Consider the following 20,360-nt stretch of genomic DNA (forward strand, 5'->3'; position numbering starts at 1 on the left):
AAAAAGGAGAATGAAATTGATGAATAAAACAACTGAAATGGACGGAACAACATACGATTTTACTTATGAGGATTTAGTTTGGAGCGTTACTTTTCCAATATCCAAAACACATGCCAAAGAAGTGGGACAACTGGAACTATTAGAAAAACCAGCTGCTCATTTCGTACCTGCCAAGATTACAAGTGATAGTGACTCTTACACCATTTCTTATGATATTGATAAGCATACATATGGGTTTGAGCAAATTAAAAAGATGGAACGGGAAGACAAATTACGCGCACTAAAAAATATTGCAGATTTAAGTGAGTTGCTAAATACGCGCTATACTTTCTTTTTGCACCCGGATAATATTATTTTTGATATAAATTTAGTCCCGAAGATAGTTCACAGAGGTATTAAAAATATTTTACCGCCGTACGAACTAAGTGAAGAAACACTCTTTAAACAGTATCAATGTTTTGTAATTGCCATGTTTTCTAAAAAATATAGCTTTGATAATTTGTATAATGGTTCGTTAAACAGTGCGCGTGGCTCTCATTTTGAAAAAAGTATTTTGGATGCGAAATCGATTCAAGATATTGCTGCGATTTTAGAAGAAGCTTATGTAAAAGAAAGTAAATCCGTTCAAAAAAATATGGCACGTGTACCAAAGAAAAAATACGGAACATTCAGAGGCTTGGCTGTTGGGTTTATTATTGTTGCTGTACTATTAGCAATTCCTGTAAGCTACTTTGCATTTGTTAAAGTACCCCTTCAAAATGATTTGCTTACAGCTAATGAGAATTTCCTGAAAACCGACTACGATAAAGTTATTACTGGCTTAGAAGATGTAGAACCAGATAAAATGCCACAATCTGTCCAGTACGAATTAGCATATTCCTACGTAAATGGCGAAAAAATGAGTGACAAAAAGAAAGAAAATATTATGCGTACAATTAGCTTGAAATCAGATGAAAAGAATTTACTTTACTGGATTTATAATGGTCGTGGTGAATTTAACCAATCACTAGATACTGCCAAACTTCTTGATGATCCGACACTTGCGATGTACAGCTTGACGAAACAAATCGAACAAGTGCAAAGTGATACAAAAATGAGTGGCGATGAAAAAGTTGATAAACTGAAAAAACTAGATGATAGTTTGAAAGAATATAGTGACCAACTGAACGAACAAGCAAGTGAAACAGACGCATCAACAAATACAGAAGCAAAATAAGGGAGAATGAATCATGAATAGAGAGGCTTTATTAATTGTTAGTAACGGGCAACAATGCCATAAACAACGCTTGTCCCCTGAAAAAATAGTAACAATCGGCAATACCATGGAACACGAAATTACTTATCCGGAACTAGCGGAATCTATCGAAGTTAAATATAATGAAGAATCTTGGAATGCCGGGTCGACTGCGCTCAAAGTGAATGAAGCAGTTAATGTAGATAAATTAGCATTTTACCTTTGCCAAGACTTGTCTACACAAGTTTATGATGTCGTATCTAATCTTTCTATCACATTTGGAGCGGGGACAGAGAATGATGTCACAATAGATGATACTAAATCAGATTTCTTACTACTACGTGATGAAAAGTCAGCGCTTTTTGAGTTACAAGTTTTGACGGGAGAAATTTATCATAATTTTGCATTGGTGACAGGGAAGTGCACATTAGAACCGGGTGATCAGCTTTATACGGACGGTGTGACGATTACCATTGGAAAAGACGATATTATTGTGTTGGCTGCAAAAAATCGCGTGACAAGCAAATTAGCGCCATTATTTGCTGCGGATAATTCATTTGGAGAAGACTATCCAGATTATCACCGCTCGCCGCGGATTATTTACCGTGCTCCGGAAGAAAAAATTAGCATGGCAAAACCGTCCAGCAAACCTTCCAAACCGACAGACGGCTTAATTAAAATTATTTTGCCACCGCTTATTATGGTTGCAATTACTGTTTTAATATCCATTTTCCAGCCTCGCGGATTATATATCATCATGACCATTGCGATGTCAGCAGTAACTATTACAATGGCAATTATCAACTATATAAAATCACGTAAAAAATATAAAGTCGACACTAAACAAAGAATTGAAAGCTATGACCTTTATTTAAAACGCAAAACAAAGGAACTCCATGAAACAAGTGAAAAACAACGTCATGCGCTAACTTACCATTATCCTGATGTAACAGAACTAGAAAAAATGGCATTGCGTGTTGATTCGCGAATTTATGAAAAAACCATGTTCCATCATGACTTCTTAACATTCCGTGTTGGTCGTGGCGGGGAATCAAGTAGTTTTCAAGTAGATTTTCAACAAGAAGAATTTAGTCAAGATAAAGACGAACTTATTGAAGAAGCTGTAAAAATTAAAGGACAATATTTATCTATTGACGATGTTCCTGTAGCGACAGACCTAATGCATGGTCCAGTCGGCTATATCGGGCCACGTCGTTTAGTGCTGGAACAACTACAAATGTTAGTGATGCAAACATCGCTTTTCCATAGTTATTATGATTTACAATTTATTACGATTTTTCCAGAAGAAGAAAAAGCAGATTGGGACTGGATGCGCTGGTTGCCACATGCCAACATGCGTGATGTGAATGTTCGTGGCTTTGTTTATCATGAGCGCTCTCGTGACCAAGTACTTAATTCCCTTTATCAAATTTTAAAAGAGCGTAAACAAGCGCTAGCAGAACAATCAAGTAAACAAGAACAATTATACTTTAGCCCGCATTATGTGGTGTTAATTACTGATGAAAAGTTAATTTTAGATCATACAGTCATGGAATTTTTCAATGAAGATCCAAGCGAATTAGGTGTTTCGTTAGTTTTCGTACAAGACGTCATGGAAAGCCTGCCAGAACACGTGAAAACTGTCGTGGATATTCGTGATGCCAAAAGCGGAAACATTATTTTGGAGCAAGGCGATTTAGTCAATCGTGCATTCGTACCAGACCATTTGCCTGCTGATTTTGACAAAGAAGTCATTAGCCGAGCTTTGGCGCCACTCAACCATTTACAAAACTTGAAAAACTCGATTCCAGAGTCCGTTACTTTCCTTGAAATGTACGGGGTAGAACGCGTGGAGGAATTAAATATTGCTGGACGCTGGGCAAAAAATGAAACTTATAAGAGCCTTGCTGTACCACTAGGTCTTCGCGGAAAAGACGATATCGTGCAGCTTAATTTACATGAAAAAGCACACGGACCGCATGGCTTGGTAGCTGGGACGACTGGTTCTGGTAAATCAGAAATTATTCAATCCTATATTATTTCACTTGGCGTCAATTTCCACCCCTATGAAGTCGCATTCCTGCTTATTGACTACAAAGGTGGCGGAATGGCGAACTTATTTAAAGATATGCCGCATTTACTTGGAACCATCACGAACTTAGACGGCGCGCAGTCCATGCGTGCACTTGCTTCCATCAAAGCCGAATTGCAGAAAAGGCAACGGTTATTTGGTGAGCACGATGTAAACCATATCAACCAATACCAAAAACTATACAAACAAGGCAAGGCGAGCGAGCCAATGCCACATTTATTCCTTATTTCTGATGAGTTTGCTGAATTAAAATCCGAACAACCAGAATTTATGAAAGAACTCGTTTCGACCGCACGTATTGGTCGTTCGCTTGGTATCCACTTAATCTTAGCAACCCAAAAACCAAGCGGCGTAGTAGATGATCAAATCTGGTCCAACTCGAAATTTAAACTCGCCTTGAAAGTACAAAATGCGAGCGACTCCAACGAAATCTTAAAAACACCAGATGCAGCAGAAATCACGTTGCCAGGACGTTCGTATTTACAAGTCGGTAATAACGAAATTTACGAGCTATTCCAAAGTGCGTGGAGTGGTGCGGATTATGTGCCGGATAAAGAAAGTACAGATTATATAGATACAACGATTTATGCGATCAATGATTTAGGTCAGTACGACATTTTGACAGAAGACTTGAGTGGATTGGATAAGAAAGATGATCTGACGAAACTACCGAGCGAGCTGGATGCGGTAATTGATCATATTCATGCGTATACGGAAGCTGCGGGAATTGAGGCATTGCCGAGACCTTGGTTGCCACCTTTGGAAGAACGGATACCTTTAGAAGATATTAGTTCTATTGACTTTGAAAAGAATTGGTTGAAAGAAGAGAAAGATTTAGAATTAGTTCTAGGGGTACTTGATCAACCTCAGCTACAAGCACAAAACACGCTTAAATGGAACTTGGAGAAGAATGGTCATTTAGCTGTATATGCTAGTCCTGGCTTCGGGAAATCTACTTTTATGCAAACAGTAATTTTTGATTTAGCTAGAAAAAATACGCCAGAAAATTTGCATACGTATTTACTAGATTTTGGTACTAACGGTTTACTTTCACTAAAAGGATTACCACATGTAGCGGATACATTCTCCATTGATGAGATGGAGAAAACATTAAAACTAGTGAGATTACTGAGCAGAGAAATTAAAGAGCGAAAACAATTATTAAGTAAATTTAGCGTGGCTAGTTTAAAAATGTATGAAGAGATTAGTAACGACAAAAAACCCATCATTCTACTAGTTATTGATAATTATGATGCAATAAGAGAAGTAGATGAATTCGTGGTACATCTCGAACCTGTGATTACACAGGTTGCGAGAGAAGGAGCTAGCTTAGGAATTCATTTGATGATTACAGCTAATAACCAAAATGCCATGCGATTACAATTACTTTCCAATATTAAAACACAAATCGCTTTACATTTGAATGATAAAAATGCGATAAGCAGTATTGTTGGTAGAAGTGACTACACAATTGAGGAAATCCCAGGTAGAGGATTAATCAAAGTGGAAGAGCCGACCTTATTCCAAATGGCACTTCCGAACACGGGGAAAGAAGCAATCGAGATAATCAAGAATAATCAGGATGAAGCCGAAAGAATGATGAAAGCTTGGACAGGAGTAGGACCACAAAGCATTCCGATGGTTCCAGAAACACTAAGCTTCACGCATTTTACCAATCATATAGAAACACAAAAAATGCTTGAAAAGAAAGCTATTCTTCCAATCGGACTAGAGTATGAATTTGCGAGTCCGGTAGGTGCTTCATTAGAACAACATAATTTAGCAGTGATCATGCCAACTAATGAGATGGTACATCAAATTATCGCAAATAGTAGTCAAATGCTTGTCAAAAAAGATTTAAGAGAATTAGTTGTTTTGGATACTCCATCTATGGATTTAATGAAGCTAAAAGAACTGTCGCTCACATATATTACCAATAGTGAACGAGTAGAAAGTAAAATCGGTTTGCTTTATGAATCATTTAAAGTTTCAGAACAAGCATACCTAGCTGAATTACGGTCCAATAATACACTAACAAAAGAAAAATATTTTGAAAATGTACCATCCACGGTTGTTATAATCTATGCGACCGTCCAGCTGTATAATCAATTATCGACAGACACGCAGAAACAACTACTAGAGCTGTTGAAAACAGATGGTAAAATGGGTATACAATTCATTATAGGAAATGACTTGGGAAGTATGGCAAAAGAATATAGCCCAATTGGTGATGCCATTCGTGGTTCAAAACAAGTACTACTAGGTGCGAGATTTGCAGATCAAGCAATTTACAGCCCAACAATTAGAATGACACAAGAAAAACCACTAGCACCACAAGAGCTATATATACTGTTAGAAGGAGCCGCAGAAAAACTCAAGATTCCAAAAGAATAAAAAAAGAAGCAGATGGGAGAACCGATGAAGAAAATACTGATAGGTTTGATAGGAAGTTTACTAATACTAGGAGGTTGTTTCAATATGAATGAGAAAACAGAGCAAGAAAAAGCACAAGAAGGAACCACACCCGTACAAGATTACGTGGGTCAAGGCTTTTCGTTTGTGGACGGAGACAAGTCAGCTGAACGAGTGAAAAAACATGAGGAAGAAATTAAACAAGAAGCAATCAATTATATGAAAACAACCTATAAAACAGATGTGAAAGTGAATAATGTGGTTCCAGCGAGAAATGCGGCAGTGGTGATGGTAGAGTGCGAGGAACCTATTCAATTCCATACTTCTGTAGTAGTGAGCCTAGTTCTTAATAAAGACGATGTTGGAAGCGCAAGAAGTGAAGAAGGAGAAGTAGAAAAAGCGATTGTAGGCGGATTATACGCAAAAGCATATGAGGCAGAATTTCAGCATTTGGATGCATTTGCTGAAAAAATAGCGAAGGAATATGATTTGCTGGGGATGAGAGATGAAGCTATCGATAAAACCGCATCCGAAGGTTATACAAGTAATTACTATTTTCTTTCAATATTCGCTTCAGATTACCCAACTGTTTATAATGCTTATTTAGAAAATCAAGATATTTCAGCAGAGGAATTAAAGATACTGTTTGCAAAGGATGATCCCACAAGCAAAAATATATTAATACCAATGAAGTTTTTTTCTAAAGAAAATAAACTTCCTAAACAAAAGGTAGCAGATAATTTGGCTAGAGAGACCAGAAAAGAAGAAGGATTGCCTAAAGGAAATTATGTAACTTCCATATTTAAGAATCATATTATAAATCGTGTGGGCTTATCGGATGGAAAGCATGTAGACGTAGAGGATATCATTAAATAAAAGGAAGTGCAGAAAACATATGATAAAAACACCAGATATAGATTTAATTGAAATGAGTGGAAAATGGGTATACAAACATCCAGATGTGAATACTTCTTTGAAGGTTAATGGTACAAGTTATAGAGTCAAAGAAGGCGAATACAACACCGCATCCGGTCTCGACTACATGGTCGTAGAAAATACACAAACGGGCGAGCTTAGCATGGTATTTGAAGGCACACAGGGAGGAAAAGACATCATCACGGACGGAACACTCCCTGGGTCCGTTCCAAGTGCCCAACTAAAAGCAGCAAACCAAGCATACAAAAAAGAAAGCCAAAAATACGATATTAAAAATGTCTCCGGTAATTCTTTAGGTGGTGGTTTAGCTAATTATGTAGCTTCTAACAATGATGATATAAGAAGTGTTACGTATAACCCTGCTATCCTACCTGAGGGAGACTACGATAAAAACAATCCTCGAATTACTAATTATTTAAGTGAGTATGACCCGTTAACTTTGGGCGAGCGAGGAATGGGTTATGGAGACCGTCTTCCAGGAGAATCTCGCATTCTTCAAAATAATGTACCATGGATGGATCAGATGATTTCTAATCATGTGGGTTATAGTGATAATACAATTACTGTTAATGGTAAAGAAATTACAATTGAAGCGGATGCCTATTTACCTGTGGGTGTTTGGAGTGGACAGATTCTGGCGGGTCAAAAAGGGCAGAAAATAGATATAAATCCAGAAAATGTCAATATTTTGGCGAATAGTTTACGAACAAATATGATAGAACAAATTCATACAGGTCAATTTTATTTAGATACTGCGGTTGACGAGGTGGAGACAGAAGGAGCGAATTTAGATAATCGGACAACCAGTTTACAAAAAACTTTTGATGATTTACTAGGAGAAGGGGAATTTGGTAAAATCATGACTTCCTTGTCTAATTATTCAGAACTCCGTGATCAACTTGAAAAAGCGAGTCCAGTGTGTTTTGCGGCACTAGATGTTGTCCAGAAAGTTAGAACTTCACCAATTTTAGGGGAAATATTAGATGTAGTTTCAGGTAGTTTCTTTAATATTGGAGGTTTCTTGTTAGATATACCGCTCCTAGTTTGGGATCTTGGAATAAGAATGGAAGAGGCTATGGATCAAGTATCGAAAATCAAACTTCAAGCAGTGCCAGAATTATTTGAAGGAATTGATAGTCAGTTTTTTAGCGATGCTATGGTAGCTGAGTTAAAAGAACATTATAAAGTATTGGATTCTAATAAAGATATTGTAGTTAAGCAAGTCTTGACTTTCAGCTCTCAAGTTTCCTATGTATCTGAGGAATTAAAAAAAGCAGATAAACTACTGACTGCAACGCAAAAAGTTCAAAGTGTAGGAGCTCCACCGGCAACGGAATCTTATGTTTTGGAGGAATCTAAAGCATTGAAAGATGGCATGGGGAAAAAACAAAAAATGTTGGATAAGAATTTTAAAGATTTTTCTACAAAAACAACACAATTATTAACCCCAGCCTTAGACTCTATTCACAGTGTAGCTAATCAATTGGTGGAAGTAATTAAATCAGCTATCAAATGCCTAAAAGATATTCAGGTTGGTTTTTCGTTAGTTCGTATCCCTTTCACGGATATAGATAATCAAGCACGAGAAGATCTTAAAGAAAGTATCAAAAACCTCCAAGAATTGAAAATCATGGTAAAAGGGGTGGGAAGTGCAGTTAATGATATGAAATCTAATGTACCAAATGTTTTAACGGCCTATCGTCCATATATTGATACAGCTCTATTTGATGGAACAAAATTTCAAAATGTTATTCTGTTAAATAAGGCAGCTTTTAATATATTTAATAGTGCAGAAATAATTTTTGGAGATATAAAGTATCAATTAAGTGGCAATAAGTCAGCTGCTATATCTACGCTAGATAAGTTAGCTATGAAAGTTGTAGAGAATATGAATGTTTTATTAGAGCAAATTAAACGAGGGAGCATAATTGTTTAATGGGTTTTATTAAAAAATAGTCAGTGGAATTTAGATATATTTTAGAAATAAGTAATTTGTAGGTTGATTAGTGAAATAATCAGCCTACGTTATAATAAGGAAGTAGTATAAGTGTTTTTAACATGAAGAACAGTAGGTATAGTGAGGTACAGGAGTATAAAATATATCCCTATCTCGTTTTTATCAAATAAGTGATACTGGTTTGAAAAAATTAGCTTATGGGCAAGCGAAATATCGAGATAAGTTTATCATGGCTAATGGGTTTTTCTATGATTTATTCCAAGGACAAGTGTTTGCAGCGTTTGACAATAACATAGCCAAGCAAATGGTGTTAACCTCTGATGGTGACGCTTATTTTACGGGACACCAAGACCTTAGTAATCCCAAGAAAAAACCTAACAAAGACAAACTTTATTTAACCAAAATAAACAAAAAATCGCTACCTGCGTTTATCAAAGAATTGAATGAAAAAAACAAGTAGTATTCCGTGCTCATAAATAATTTTGATACAGATATTCTTTTCGAAATAAAGCTGAAGAATATAAGGAGTATCAAAAAGTCCATAAAATTAGCTCTATGACAAAGCTGTAATGGGGCGTATAAAAAAACCAGATGAGCTCTATTTTCATATGAAACAATAGGAAAGATGGACAGTTGCAGATAGAAAATATGTTTTTGGGGAAAGTGGAAGATTAATTTATTCGTCAGCCAGACATAAAGAAATATGCTTTTAAACAGCAAGATAATGGCTCACAGTGATACTACTATAAAAATAGAAAGAGGCAGAGAAGATGAAAATTGGTGTAAAAAGAAATACGGGAGCAATGGGAGCAGCAAGTAAAATATCGTTAAAACTAGATAAACAAAAAGTAAAATCGTTAAAACACAAGGAAGAGATAGCACTAGAAATACAGGGGGATTCCGCTGAAATAAGTGCGAATCAGTGGTTTTTTGGAAGCAAGACAGTGAAAGTAAATGCTGGAGAAACCGTAGAAATCCAAACCAATCCTAAGTCTATCTTATCCTTTATTGGCGTAATCTTTTTACTAGTTTTATCATTCTTTTTAAATAATCCAATTGTGAGTGTTATAGCATTAGTAGGGATTTTAGGTGTGATTGTATATTTTATCCAAAATTACTATGTGATAAAACCAATTTCTACAAGTGGAAAAAATAGCACGACAAATTAAATGTCCTAAATATTAGAAGTATTAGCGAGCGCCATTTTCATTGAATGGTTCCATGTACTCGAGGGACTTTCAATGAAAATGGCATAAAATAGTTTTAAGAAGACCGAATGAAGAACAGAAGCTATACATAGAAAAATCTAGATAAGAGGAAATAATCTGAGGGGAAAGAATGACTCTCAGATTGTTTTTAGTGGATGGAAAAGTAGCTAAAATGAGTAAAATCTTCCTTGTTTTCATCCCAAAAAACATACCAACCTAATAATACTTTGAATGAAAAGAGTTTAGTATCATAATCCTCGCATAAAACCAAGCAACCTAAAAAATTCGTGCTAGGTTATTACTAAAGGTTAGAGAGGAAGTTAAAATGCCTCCTGAAGTAGATTATATAAATGACGAAACTTTGAAAGTGTATGAGCAAGATAATAAATATGATAATACAAATCAACTAATTTTAGATAACTCAGTCCCCTTACTACTGGGCGATTATTGATTTTATGATACTACATTAGATGAATTAGACTGTTCAAATGAAGAGAAGCGGATAAAAATCAATCCAGAAGATGTTGCTATTCATTTGAAAAATATTAAGTACACCATTGTAGAATAGGCAACAAAAGATGGGGGAAATTCAAAAAAGTAGAAAAAATGTAACGGAATATATTGACATGTGAAAAAAACAACAAAAAGATAGGAGAACCGATGAAAAAAATATTGATAGGCTCGTTCGCAATCTTATTGTTACTAGGAGGTTGTTTCAATAAAACGGCAGAAGAAAAAGCACAAGAAGGAACCACACCCGTACAAGATTACGTGGGGCAAGGGTTTTCATTTGTGGACGGAGACAAGTCAGCTGAACGAGTGAAAAAACATGAGGAAGAAATTAAACAAGAAGCGATCAATTATATGAAAACAACCTATAAAACAGATGTGAAAGTGAATAACGTGGTTCCAGCGAGAAATGCGGCAGTTGTGATGGTGGAGTGTGAGGAATCTATTCAATTTCATACCTCTGTAATAGTGAGCCTAGTTCTTAATAAAGACGATGTTGGAAGCGCAAGAAGTGAAGAAGGAGAAGTAGAAAAAGCGATTGTAGGCGGATTATACGCAAAAGCATATGAGGCAGAATTTCAGCATTTGGATGCATTTGCTGAAAACATAGCGAAGGAAAATGATTTGCTGGGGATGAGAGATGAGGCTATCGATAAAACCGCATCAGTGGGTTATGCAGAAGAATATTATTTTATTGCTATAGGCGCCTTGGATTATCCCAATGTTTATAATGCCTATATAGAAAATCCAGAAATTCCAGTAGATGAGCTGAAAAATTTATTTTTAAAGGATGACCCATTAAATGAAAAAATGGAAATTGCAATGGAATTTTATTCTAAAGAAAATAAACTACCTAAACAAAAGGTAGCAGATGATTTAGCTGAAGAAATCAGACAAGAGACAGGGTTGCCTAAAGGGAATTATGTGGTGACACTCTATAAGAATTTAATTGTGAATCGCGTCGGTTTACCCGATGGAGAAAACGTAGATGTGGAAGAAATTATTAAATAAAAGGGAGACCAGACTATGCAAGGAAAACTAAAAACACCAGATACAGACTTAATCGAGTTAAGTGGAAAATGGGTCTATACGCATCCTAAAAAGCGCAACAGTATAAAAGTAAATGGAACTATTTATAAAGTCAAAGAAGGCGAATACAACACCGCATCCGGTCTCGACTACATGGTCGTAGAAAATACACAAACAAGCGATCTTAGCATGGTATTTGAAGGTGCACAGAGAAGAGTGGAATAAGAAGCAAACGATGGTAACAAAAATTCGAAAATGTAGAAAAAAACGTAATGAAGCATATAAAAACACGAAAAAAATAAAAGATAGGAGAACCGATGAAAAAAATATTGATAGGCTTGTTCGCAATCTTATTGTTACTAGGAGGTTGTTTCAATAAAACGGCAGAAGAAAAAGCACAAGAAGGAACCACACCCGTACAAGATTATGTGGGTCAAGGGTTTTCATTTGTGGACGGAGACAAGTCAGCCGAACGAGTGAAAAAACATGAGGAAGAAATTAAACAAGAAGCGATCAATTATATGAAAACAACCTATAAAACAGATGTGAAAGTGAATAACGTGGTTCAAGCGAGAAATGCGGCAGTGGTGATGGTGGAGTGCGAGGAACCTATTCAATTCCATACTTCTGTAATAGTGAGCCTAGTTCTTAATAAAGACGATGTTGGAAGCGCAAGAAGTGAAGAAGGAGAAGTAGAAAAAGCGATTGTAGGCGGATTATACGCAAAAGCATATGAAACAGAATTTCAGCATTTGGATGCATTTGCTGAAAAAATAGCGAAGGAAAATGATTTGCTGGGGATGAGAGAGGAAGCAATTGATAAAACCGCATCTGAGGGTTATACAAGTAATTACTATTTTCTTTCAATATTCGCTTCAGATTACCCAACTGTTTATAATGCTTATTTAGAAAATCAAGATATTTCAGCAGAGGAATTAAAGAAACTGTTTGCAAAAGATGATTTTACGAGCAAAGATATGTCGATACCAATGGAGTTTTATTCTAAAAAGGGTAAATTACCTAACCAAGAAGTTGCAGACAATTTAGCAGAAAAAATTCAACAAGAAGAAGGAATCCCCAGTGGGATATATGCAGTTACAGTTTATAAAAATTTTATTGTTAATCGAGTGGGATTGCCAGATGGTGAAAATATAGATGTAGAAGAAATAAATAAGGAGGGTGCTTAAGTATATGACAACAAAGCTAAAAACTCCAGATACAGATTTAATTGAGCTGAGCAGAAAATGGGCTTATAAAACATCCAGAAAGAGGAAGAAATTTAACAATTAATAATACCATCATAGAATTAACCAGGAAGTGGATTTACTGGTAGGTTCATAAATCATATTAACTAGGAGTGAGTGTAAAAGATGAGTGAAAATGTAAAAAATAAACTCGGAAAACATATTACAGGTAGGTTATTATGGGAAGCATCGCCTTTCATGGCTTTGTTGGTAGTGGGAATAAGTGTATTTATTATGCTATTTTGTTTTTCAGAACAGCTGATAGAATTTTCGGCGGAGTACCCTACGATGTCAGATATAATGCTATATACCCCGATGCTGTTGTGCCTTTTGTTCAGTTGGATAATCAATGTGAAATGGCTGTGGAAAGATCGAAATGAAATAAAATTATTAGTGAAAACACCATATGATAACAAATTAGTGAATTTATATACAATTGCTTCTATTTTCTATGTATGTGTTGCATTTGTTCCGTTTGCGATTATTTTAAGAGGATCTTTGCGGCGTATCATACTAGATAAGATTAAGCCCAATACGTTGTCGGCATTTATAAATGAAAAATATTTAAAAGGGTGGGAGTAAAATGACCTTTTTACAAGAGAAATATTGGCTTGTTCTGTTACTTAACTTATTTGTGAACGCAGCCATTTTTTATACAGGGGTTCTAGGAGTAGGGACTATTTATTTGTTTATTATGGTGCTAACCGTTGTTTTTCAGGTGAAGGCAACTTTAAAGATTAATAATCCTAAATTAGCAGTCCATAAATCACAAAATAAACTGATGTATTTTGTGCTTAGTGCACTAGTGATTATTGTTTTTGGTACGACTGTATTTGTGTACCCATATATTAATCAATGGTTTAGTGGTTTGACAGGTTATGCCCATTTCCTATATACATACCGTTTCTTTCTAATTCCGTTGGGGACAATAATTTTTATATTGTCAGTTGTAGTAATAATCCTCAAAATAAACGCGGTCAACAAACTATATTTTAAAAAGGTAGGTAATCAAAAAAATGAATCATTTTAAAATAGAAAAAATACTAACTATCACAGGAGCTATTTTATTTATGTTGATGGGGCTAGGGATTTTATTAATTGGGAGCTTTACCCCTATCCAGTTTAATATTAATGGGGATTATTTTACAGCCACCTACTGGGAAGTAGCGAGTATTAGTATGGGTGGTTTCTGGCTTTGGACAGTCTTTTTTGGGGTCCCACTTATGATAGGAATAATGGGATTAGTTTGTTGGATTTTTATGAAAAAGCAACCTAAAAAAGGCTGGGGAATTGTACTAATTATTATGGGAGTTATTAGCTTTTTCTCTTTAGTAGGAGTTCTTTATTTAGTGGCAGGGATTATGCTTCTTAATAACAAATATTGGCGTGAGAGTAACCAACAGAATAAAAATGGGATGGAAAAATAAGGAGATACAAATGAAAAAAATAATAGTGATGATTTTGCTTATATCCGTAGGTCTTTTTGCTTGTGGAAATAATACAAAAACTAATGATTACAACGATGTTAATAAAGAGGCGGTAGAAAAAGAGAAAACATTTTTTCTGCAAATTCCCGAGTTCTATCAGGATGATGCTGATTTTGTGAAGAGCTCTGAGACAGCTTATGCAGATCTAAAAGCAAAAGGAGAGATAGAGAGGGTATTCGGGAAATCGAATTTAGAAGTAGAAGCAGTTCTACTGAATGGTCATTTTTTTAGAAAGGATCAAGTAATTGGAGTAGGTCTATTTGTGGCTAACAACAGTGGGAAAGATATTGATAGCTTTACTATGGATATGGAGCTACAAATAGATGGTTATCCGGAAGCCATAATCATGAGTAAAGATGTAGATTTTGAGCATAATATTCTTGGTACAATGAAGCCAAATAGTATTATCCCACTAAAAGTTCTACTGCCTTGCCAAAATTTCAATCCAAGCAAAGACGAATTCCCATCAAACGAGATGGATATGACAGTAAAAAATATAACAGTTAATTATCATTAAGTATTTAGTAAGACTAATCAAGGCGAATATAATCTGAGAGAAAAGAAAGCCTCTCAGATATTTTATCAGTCCCATGCAGAACTACAAAAACGGATAGATACTTGTAATTCAGAATCAACTACCATGTCAGTAATACGCCACTTTTCGGACCACTTGAAACGAATATGAACGAGCTTAATACTCATTTGCTAGAAGTGAAAAAATTAAAGCAGAAATTAAAATGGAGAACTTAAAGTCAACAGCGGAAACATTTAAAATGATAATAAGTATACAAACAATTCATCGGGAAAGCTAGATTATGTAGACATGTATAAACGATTCCAAGATGCAAAATCCCCCCGAAATGTTAGCCACTATATTACAGAAGGGAACAAGTAAAATGAAAAAAATAATTTTCTGCCTCATAGTAGCTAGTTGTCTTCTTGTTGGTTGTACACAAAAATCTCCTGAAGCACATCAACCGCACTCTTTCGAATATGGGAAGTCAGTAGAAATAGATGAAGATGGGTTCTTACAAATCATGGGAGGTGACAAGCTTTATCTAGTTTCAAGAATGTACTCCAAAGAAGGAATTGAACAACTGGCTCAAGTAAGCTTCACCAAGATTACTCCTGACTTAAAACCCAATCAGAGTCAAATACTATCAATAACAAATTTAGAGAGTCGTGATTTTACGACACCTCCATTCTCATACAATTCTAATCCATCCGGAGAACTCAGCATATTTAACGTAACAAAAGAAAGAGGGATTGTCGTAGGACCGGAAAAATATATTCCCATCTCATCGAATATAAACAAAGAAAAAGGGGACTATGTTGGAACAGGTACTTTTACCAATGGTGAAAATACGATACTGTTTTCTAAGAGAAATGACAAGGACTACACGCTAACTCGGTGGAGTAAAAATGGGAAAATAAACAAAGAAAAGCCTTTATCCGATATTATCAAAGATACAGCATTTTCTGCGAATCGAATGACGGTTTTTCAAGATACTATTTATATTTATTCTTATAAAAGTCAAAAAGTATATGTTATTTCCCAAGATTTAGATTTACTACATGCCTGGGATATAGGAGAAGAATTAAAAAAAGTCGCCCTTGAAGATTGGGGAAGTCCAGTCCGATTTGCCCAACAAAGGGAGCTGGGAGAACTATTTTTATATAATAGTCAAAAACCAGAACAAGGTTTTTATCAAATAAGTGATACTGGTTTGAAAAAATTAGCTTATGGGCAAGCGAAATATCAAGATAAGTTTATCTTGGCTGATGGGTCTTTCTGTGATTTATTTCAAGGACAAGTGTTTCTGGGATATGATGAAAACATAGCCGAAAAAATGGTATTAACATCTAATGGTGATGTCTATTTTACAGGACACAAAGATTTCAGTAATCCCGAGAAAAAAATTGACAAAGATAAACTTTATTTAACCAAAATAAACAAAAAATCGCTACCTGCATTTATCAAAGAATTGAATGAAAAAAACAAGTAGTATTCCGTTAACAAATTTAGAAAGGGATGATTTAAAGTTAGCCACTTTCTCGTCTTCTTGGTGTAGTAGGCCCTGCTAAGCGATATAGGAAAGGACCCTGACTGCGACGCATAAATCGATTACACGATAACTTAAACAGAAAAGATAGTGACTTTTCCACTACGCTTATTTTTCTAAAACTTATTTTACGAGGAGCTATAAAATGAAAATGACTCGAACGAAAAGACTCTGGTTAATGCTGTTACTACTGGTTTTAATGTATCTGTTCATGCACATGTTTCAAAACGATAATGAATCCAGTCATAACCACGATGCTACAAAGACCGTCACCAAATCCCAAACCACCACGACAGGAGATAACGGAACAGTAACCAAACAAACTATCACGAATGACGATTCGGAAGAGGAGGAAAAAATAGAACGTTCTTATTACGATACAATAGAGGATGCGGTGAAAGGCAGCGATTTTGCAATTGACGAAGAAGGGGTTTCTTACACCAACAAAAAAGTAATCAAAGAAAAAGTACTTTTCTTAGAAAGTGAAACCGACGCGCTATTATTTTTTATTGGTAATTTGTTGGAGGGGAAAGATTATAGCGATGCTTTAGTGGTATATAAATTCAAAGTCAAAAAAGAGGGAAATCAAATAAAATACTCCACACCAACAAATGCAACACAGATTGCAGCAGAAAACGAAAAGGACATTTATGAAGAAGAGGGGAGGAAGTTTGAGATTGAAATTAACTTAAACTTAAACAATGCCTATCAAAGCTTCAATCTCTACCCAGAAACCACCCAGCTCCAATGGGGCATGTCCTACGACAAAAATGCGCCTAATCTAACCGTCAATGGAAAACACCCCACAAAAGTGATTCCGATAGAACTAGACGGAGACGACTGTTATTTCTGGTACTATGAAGACCTAAAATATGATAGTTCCAAAAAAGCAAAAATCAGTTTTAAAAAGACAAGTGAAGAGTAAAAATAAGCAAACTTAAAAAAGTAGTCAAAATAAGCAAGATTTTCCTTAGTTTAACCCAAGTAAAGCATACCAATCTGATAATATTTTGAATGAAAAAGATTTATAGTACCAGAAGACTTATATAAAAACTAAAAAAGCAAAAAAATTCAAGCTAAGTTATTAAATGAAGAAGTTTGGAGCGACTATAAGGAAGGTTACGTTTTTGAAGGGAAGCGAAGTTGATGAAAAAATTAATTCTAATGATTATCTGTATGTTTTGTATTTTAGTTGCTTGTAGTGAGAAAGATATTGAAAAAGATACTCCATTCGGTTTAGAAAAGATAAAAGGTAATTTTGCCTATGGAGAAGTCTATAAAATAAATAAAAAGAAATCTGAAAGTGCGATTTTACGGATATCTGAAGATAAACTTTTGTTCGGGATTCAGGACAAAACTACACAAGATATTTCTTTCTACTGGATGGGGATGGATCAGAAAGTACAAAAAACAAAAAGTACAACAATTTCTGAAAAATCAGGAGAGAAAGATGCTAAATTAAAACTAGCGGTACAAGGTAGTAAAGAATTTGACCTAAGAAATGAAGATACAATTGATTCAGAAGGGATTTTTAATTTTTCTGGAGTATATTTTGATTTATACCAGAATGAGCTTTCTAAGTATACTGTAGTATCCGCTGAATTATCAGATGGCAATCAAGTAATGGGATTTAGAGATGATCACACAATAGAAAACAGACTATTAGCAACGTGGGATAAGGAAGGCAAAATAAAAAATAAGCTTTCGGTTACAGAGGTTCTTGAAAACTCACAAGCAAGTTGCGATAGTATAGGCACCTTTGGAGATTATATTTATGTTTTTTCCAAAGAAACAAAGACCATCTACCAATTAACTAATGAACTGCAAGTAGTAAAAAAATATGATTTAAGCGCCTATTTGTCGAAGGATAAACTAGGAGAATGGAATACTGGAGAATTTATCTATCAGAATGAACTAAAAAAATGTATATTTTATCTTAAAGAAGAAAATGGGGAAAGTCATTATTTTGATGTAACAACGGATAATATAACTCCATGGGATTTCTCGAATCCAGATTACAAAGATAAATACGCAATACATGGTCCAAATCTTATAAATCTAAATGATGAAAATGCAGATTATAATTTGAAAACAGCAAGGTTAAGTCGAGCTGCTGGAGAGGGTATTACTGCAAATGGAGATTATTACTTTCTATCTAGTAAAAATTTAACAGAAGAAAAACCAAAAGAAGAAGCTTTATACACAAGATATTTGATAAAAGTGGAAAAAGACAAGTTAAAAAGTTTTCTCGAAGAATATGGAAAGAAGAGAAATTAATTTACAAAGCATTTTAAAAAAATTGATTCTAACGTTTTCGTAAAAGGATTAGAACAAGAAAATAAGACAATATAAAGATTAATATCGAGATGACAAACGTCTAATGAACTTTTCAATTAAACATTATGGCAATGAATACAAGATTGCTTGTGATATGGGAGATGATGTAGTAAAAGATTTAAATGAAAAAATAGAGTCTAATAATGCTAATTGGGCTATTCCGATTGTAACTTTTGCGGTGGGCTCATTGCCCATAATAGGAATGCCGATATCAGTGATGACTACTGCTGGAGATGTAGGGGAGGCAGTCACGGAAGATGACAAAATTAAAGCAGAAATTAGACGGGAAAACTTAAAATCAACTGCTGCTACATTTAAAATGACATTAAGTATACAAACAATTCATCAGGAGAGCCCGCTGGACGATATCGTAACCATAGATATCCAGCCAACTGAGGAAACTAGAAATATTTTAGCAAGGTGGAAAAAAGAATCTAATAAAAAATTAGGAACAAAATTTGGAGAAGGTAGCTTTCCTGAAGCAGAAATCCACTCTGGAAAGCTAGACTATGTAGACCTGTATCTACGATTCCAAGATGCAGGATTTAAACAAATTAATAAAAATTCAATTACAGAAGGGAAAAAGTAAAATGAAAAAACTTATTTTCTACCTTTTAGTAGCCAGCTGTCTTCTCGTTGGTTGCACACAAAAATCTCCTGAAGCACATCAACCGCACTCTTTCGAATATGGGAAGTCAGTAGAAATAGATGAAGATGGGTTATTACAAATCATGGAAGATGATAAGCTCTACCTAGTTTCAGATATGTATTCTGAAGGTGCGAGCGACTTAGGAGATCAAGTAAGTTTTAAAAAGATTCCTTCCAATTTAAAATTAACTCAAAGTCAAATGCTCTCAATAACAAATTTAGAAAGTGATGATTTAAAGTTAGCTGCTTTCTCATCTAGTTCTAATCCATCTGGAGAAATGAGCGTATTTAACGTAACAAAAGAAAAAGGAATTGTCGTAGGACCGGAAAAATATATTCCCATTTCATCGAATATAAGAAAAGAAAAAGGGGATTATATTGGAACGGGCACTTTTACCAATAGCGAAAATGCGATACTGTTTTCTAAGAGAAATGGCAAGGACTACACGCTAACTCGGTGGAGCACAGAAGGGAAAATCAACAAAGAAAAGCCTTTAACCGATATTATCAAAGATACACCATTTTCGACAGATCAAATGACGGTTTTTCAAGATACTATTTATATTTATTCTTATAAAAGTCAAAAAGTATATGTTATTTCTCGAGATTTAGATTTACTACATGCATGGGATGTAGGGGAAGAATTAAAAAAAGTTCCCTTCGGAGATTGGAGTACTCCGGTCCAATTTGTCCAACAAAGGGAGCTGGGAGAATTATTTTTATACAACAGCGAAAAACCAGAACAAGGTTTTTATCAAATAAGTGATACTGGCGTGAAAAAATTAGCGCGTGGCCAAGCGAAATATCGAGATATGTTTATCGTGGTCAATGGTTCTATTTTTGATTTATTCCAAGGGAAAGAGTTTTCATCAGATTACAAAAATATAATCAATCAAATGGTATTAACATCTAATGGTGATGCCTATTTTACGGGACACCAAGACCTTAGTAATCCCAAGAAAAAACCTAACAAAGACAAACTCTATTTAACCAAAATAAACAAAAAATCGCTACCTGCATTTATAAAAGAAATGAATGAAAAAAACAAGTAGTATTCCGTGCTCATAAATAGTTTTGATACAGATATTCTTTTCGAAATAAAGCTGAAGAATATAAAGAGTATCAGAAAGTCCATAAAATTAGCCCCTATGACAAAGCTGTAATGGGGCTTATAAAAAACCAGATGAGCTCTATTTTTATATG

General features: G+C 35.0%; 17 protein-coding genes and 1 pseudogene. All 18 read left to right on the plus strand.

Going from position 1 to position 20,360, the window contains the following annotated elements:
• Positions 1 to 19: 19 nt before the first annotated feature.
• The 18 genes and pseudogenes from essB (at position 20) to HCJ45_RS05990 (ending at position 20,209) form a co-directional block, all read left to right on the plus strand.
• Positions 20 to 1,216, plus strand: coding sequence for a type VII secretion protein EssB (gene essB / locus HCJ45_RS05905; RefSeq protein WP_185380443.1), 1,197 nt, complete (start codon positions 20 to 22; stop codon positions 1,214 to 1,216).
• Between the two features lie 13 nt (positions 1,217 to 1,229).
• Positions 1,230 to 5,720 (plus strand): type VII secretion protein EssC, encoded by a 4,491-nt coding sequence (gene essC, locus HCJ45_RS05910; RefSeq protein WP_185380444.1) that lies wholly within the window; start codon positions 1,230 to 1,232, stop codon positions 5,718 to 5,720.
• Positions 5,721 to 5,744: 24 nt separating this feature from the next.
• Positions 5,745 to 6,614, plus strand: coding sequence for a DUF1672 family protein (locus HCJ45_RS05915; RefSeq protein ID WP_185380445.1), 870 nt, complete (start codon positions 5,745 to 5,747; stop codon positions 6,612 to 6,614).
• Between the two features lie 19 nt (positions 6,615 to 6,633).
• Positions 6,634 to 8,610 (plus strand): SA1320 family protein, encoded by a 1,977-nt coding sequence (locus HCJ45_RS05920; RefSeq protein ID WP_187124225.1) that lies wholly within the window; start codon positions 6,634 to 6,636, stop codon positions 8,608 to 8,610.
• A gap of 202 nt (positions 8,611 to 8,812) precedes the next feature.
• Positions 8,813 to 9,091, plus strand: coding sequence for a hypothetical protein (locus HCJ45_RS05925; protein WP_187124226.1), 279 nt, complete (start codon positions 8,813 to 8,815; stop codon positions 9,089 to 9,091).
• Positions 9,092 to 9,401: 310 nt separating this feature from the next.
• Complete coding sequence (locus HCJ45_RS05930; protein WP_187124227.1) at positions 9,402 to 9,800, plus strand: hypothetical protein; 399 nt, start codon at positions 9,402 to 9,404, stop codon at positions 9,798 to 9,800.
• 699 nt (positions 9,801 to 10,499) lie between these two features.
• Positions 10,500 to 11,360, plus strand: coding sequence for a DUF1672 family protein (locus HCJ45_RS05935; RefSeq protein ID WP_187124228.1), 861 nt, complete (start codon positions 10,500 to 10,502; stop codon positions 11,358 to 11,360).
• A 15-nt stretch (positions 11,361 to 11,375) separates the two neighbouring features.
• Positions 11,376 to 11,588 (plus strand): annotated as a pseudogene (locus HCJ45_RS05940) (SA1320 family protein); the annotation flags it as partial.
• A 107-nt stretch (positions 11,589 to 11,695) separates the two neighbouring features.
• Positions 11,696 to 12,565 carry a DUF1672 family protein gene (locus HCJ45_RS05945; RefSeq protein ID WP_187124229.1) on the plus strand — a complete coding sequence of 290 codons (870 nt, stop codon included), beginning with the start codon at positions 11,696 to 11,698 and terminating at the stop codon, positions 12,563 to 12,565.
• A 183-nt stretch (positions 12,566 to 12,748) separates the two neighbouring features.
• Complete coding sequence (locus tag HCJ45_RS05950) at positions 12,749 to 13,204, plus strand: hypothetical protein (protein ID WP_187124230.1); 456 nt, start codon at positions 12,749 to 12,751, stop codon at positions 13,202 to 13,204.
• 1 nt (position 13,205) lies between these two features.
• Complete coding sequence (locus HCJ45_RS05955; protein ID WP_187124231.1) at positions 13,206 to 13,652, plus strand: hypothetical protein; 447 nt, start codon at positions 13,206 to 13,208, stop codon at positions 13,650 to 13,652.
• Positions 13,639 to 14,049: a DUF4064 domain-containing protein gene (locus tag HCJ45_RS05960; RefSeq protein ID WP_187124232.1), complete on the plus strand. Its 411-nt coding sequence runs from the start codon at positions 13,639 to 13,641 to the stop codon at positions 14,047 to 14,049. Before HCJ45_RS05955 ends, HCJ45_RS05960 begins: the two co-directional genes overlap by 14 nt.
• Positions 14,050 to 14,059: 10 nt before the next feature.
• Entirely contained in the window at positions 14,060 to 14,626 is a 567-nt protein-coding gene (locus HCJ45_RS05965; RefSeq protein ID WP_187124233.1) for a hypothetical protein, read from the plus strand.
• Between the two features lie 379 nt (positions 14,627 to 15,005).
• Entirely contained in the window at positions 15,006 to 16,115 is a 1,110-nt protein-coding gene (locus HCJ45_RS05970; RefSeq protein ID WP_187124234.1) for a hypothetical protein, read from the plus strand.
• A gap of 202 nt (positions 16,116 to 16,317) precedes the next feature.
• Positions 16,318 to 17,097, plus strand: coding sequence for a hypothetical protein (locus HCJ45_RS05975; RefSeq protein WP_187124235.1), 780 nt, complete (start codon positions 16,318 to 16,320; stop codon positions 17,095 to 17,097).
• Positions 17,098 to 17,318: 221 nt separating this feature from the next.
• On the plus strand, positions 17,319 to 18,449 hold the full coding sequence (locus tag HCJ45_RS05980; RefSeq protein WP_187124236.1) for a hypothetical protein: 1,131 nt from the start codon (positions 17,319 to 17,321) through the stop codon (positions 18,447 to 18,449).
• 103 nt (positions 18,450 to 18,552) lie between these two features.
• A complete protein-coding gene (locus HCJ45_RS05985) occupies positions 18,553 to 19,098 on the plus strand; it encodes a hypothetical protein (RefSeq protein ID WP_187124237.1) in 546 nt (181 codons plus the stop codon).
• 1 nt (position 19,099) lies between these two features.
• Positions 19,100 to 20,209, plus strand: a complete 1,110-nt coding sequence (locus HCJ45_RS05990; protein WP_187124238.1) for a hypothetical protein — start codon at positions 19,100 to 19,102, stop codon at positions 20,207 to 20,209.
• Positions 20,210 to 20,360: the final 151 nt, after the last annotated feature.

This window comes from Listeria immobilis (assembly GCF_014322845.1).
Classification (GTDB): domain Bacteria; phylum Bacillota; class Bacilli; order Lactobacillales; family Listeriaceae; genus Listeria; species Listeria immobilis.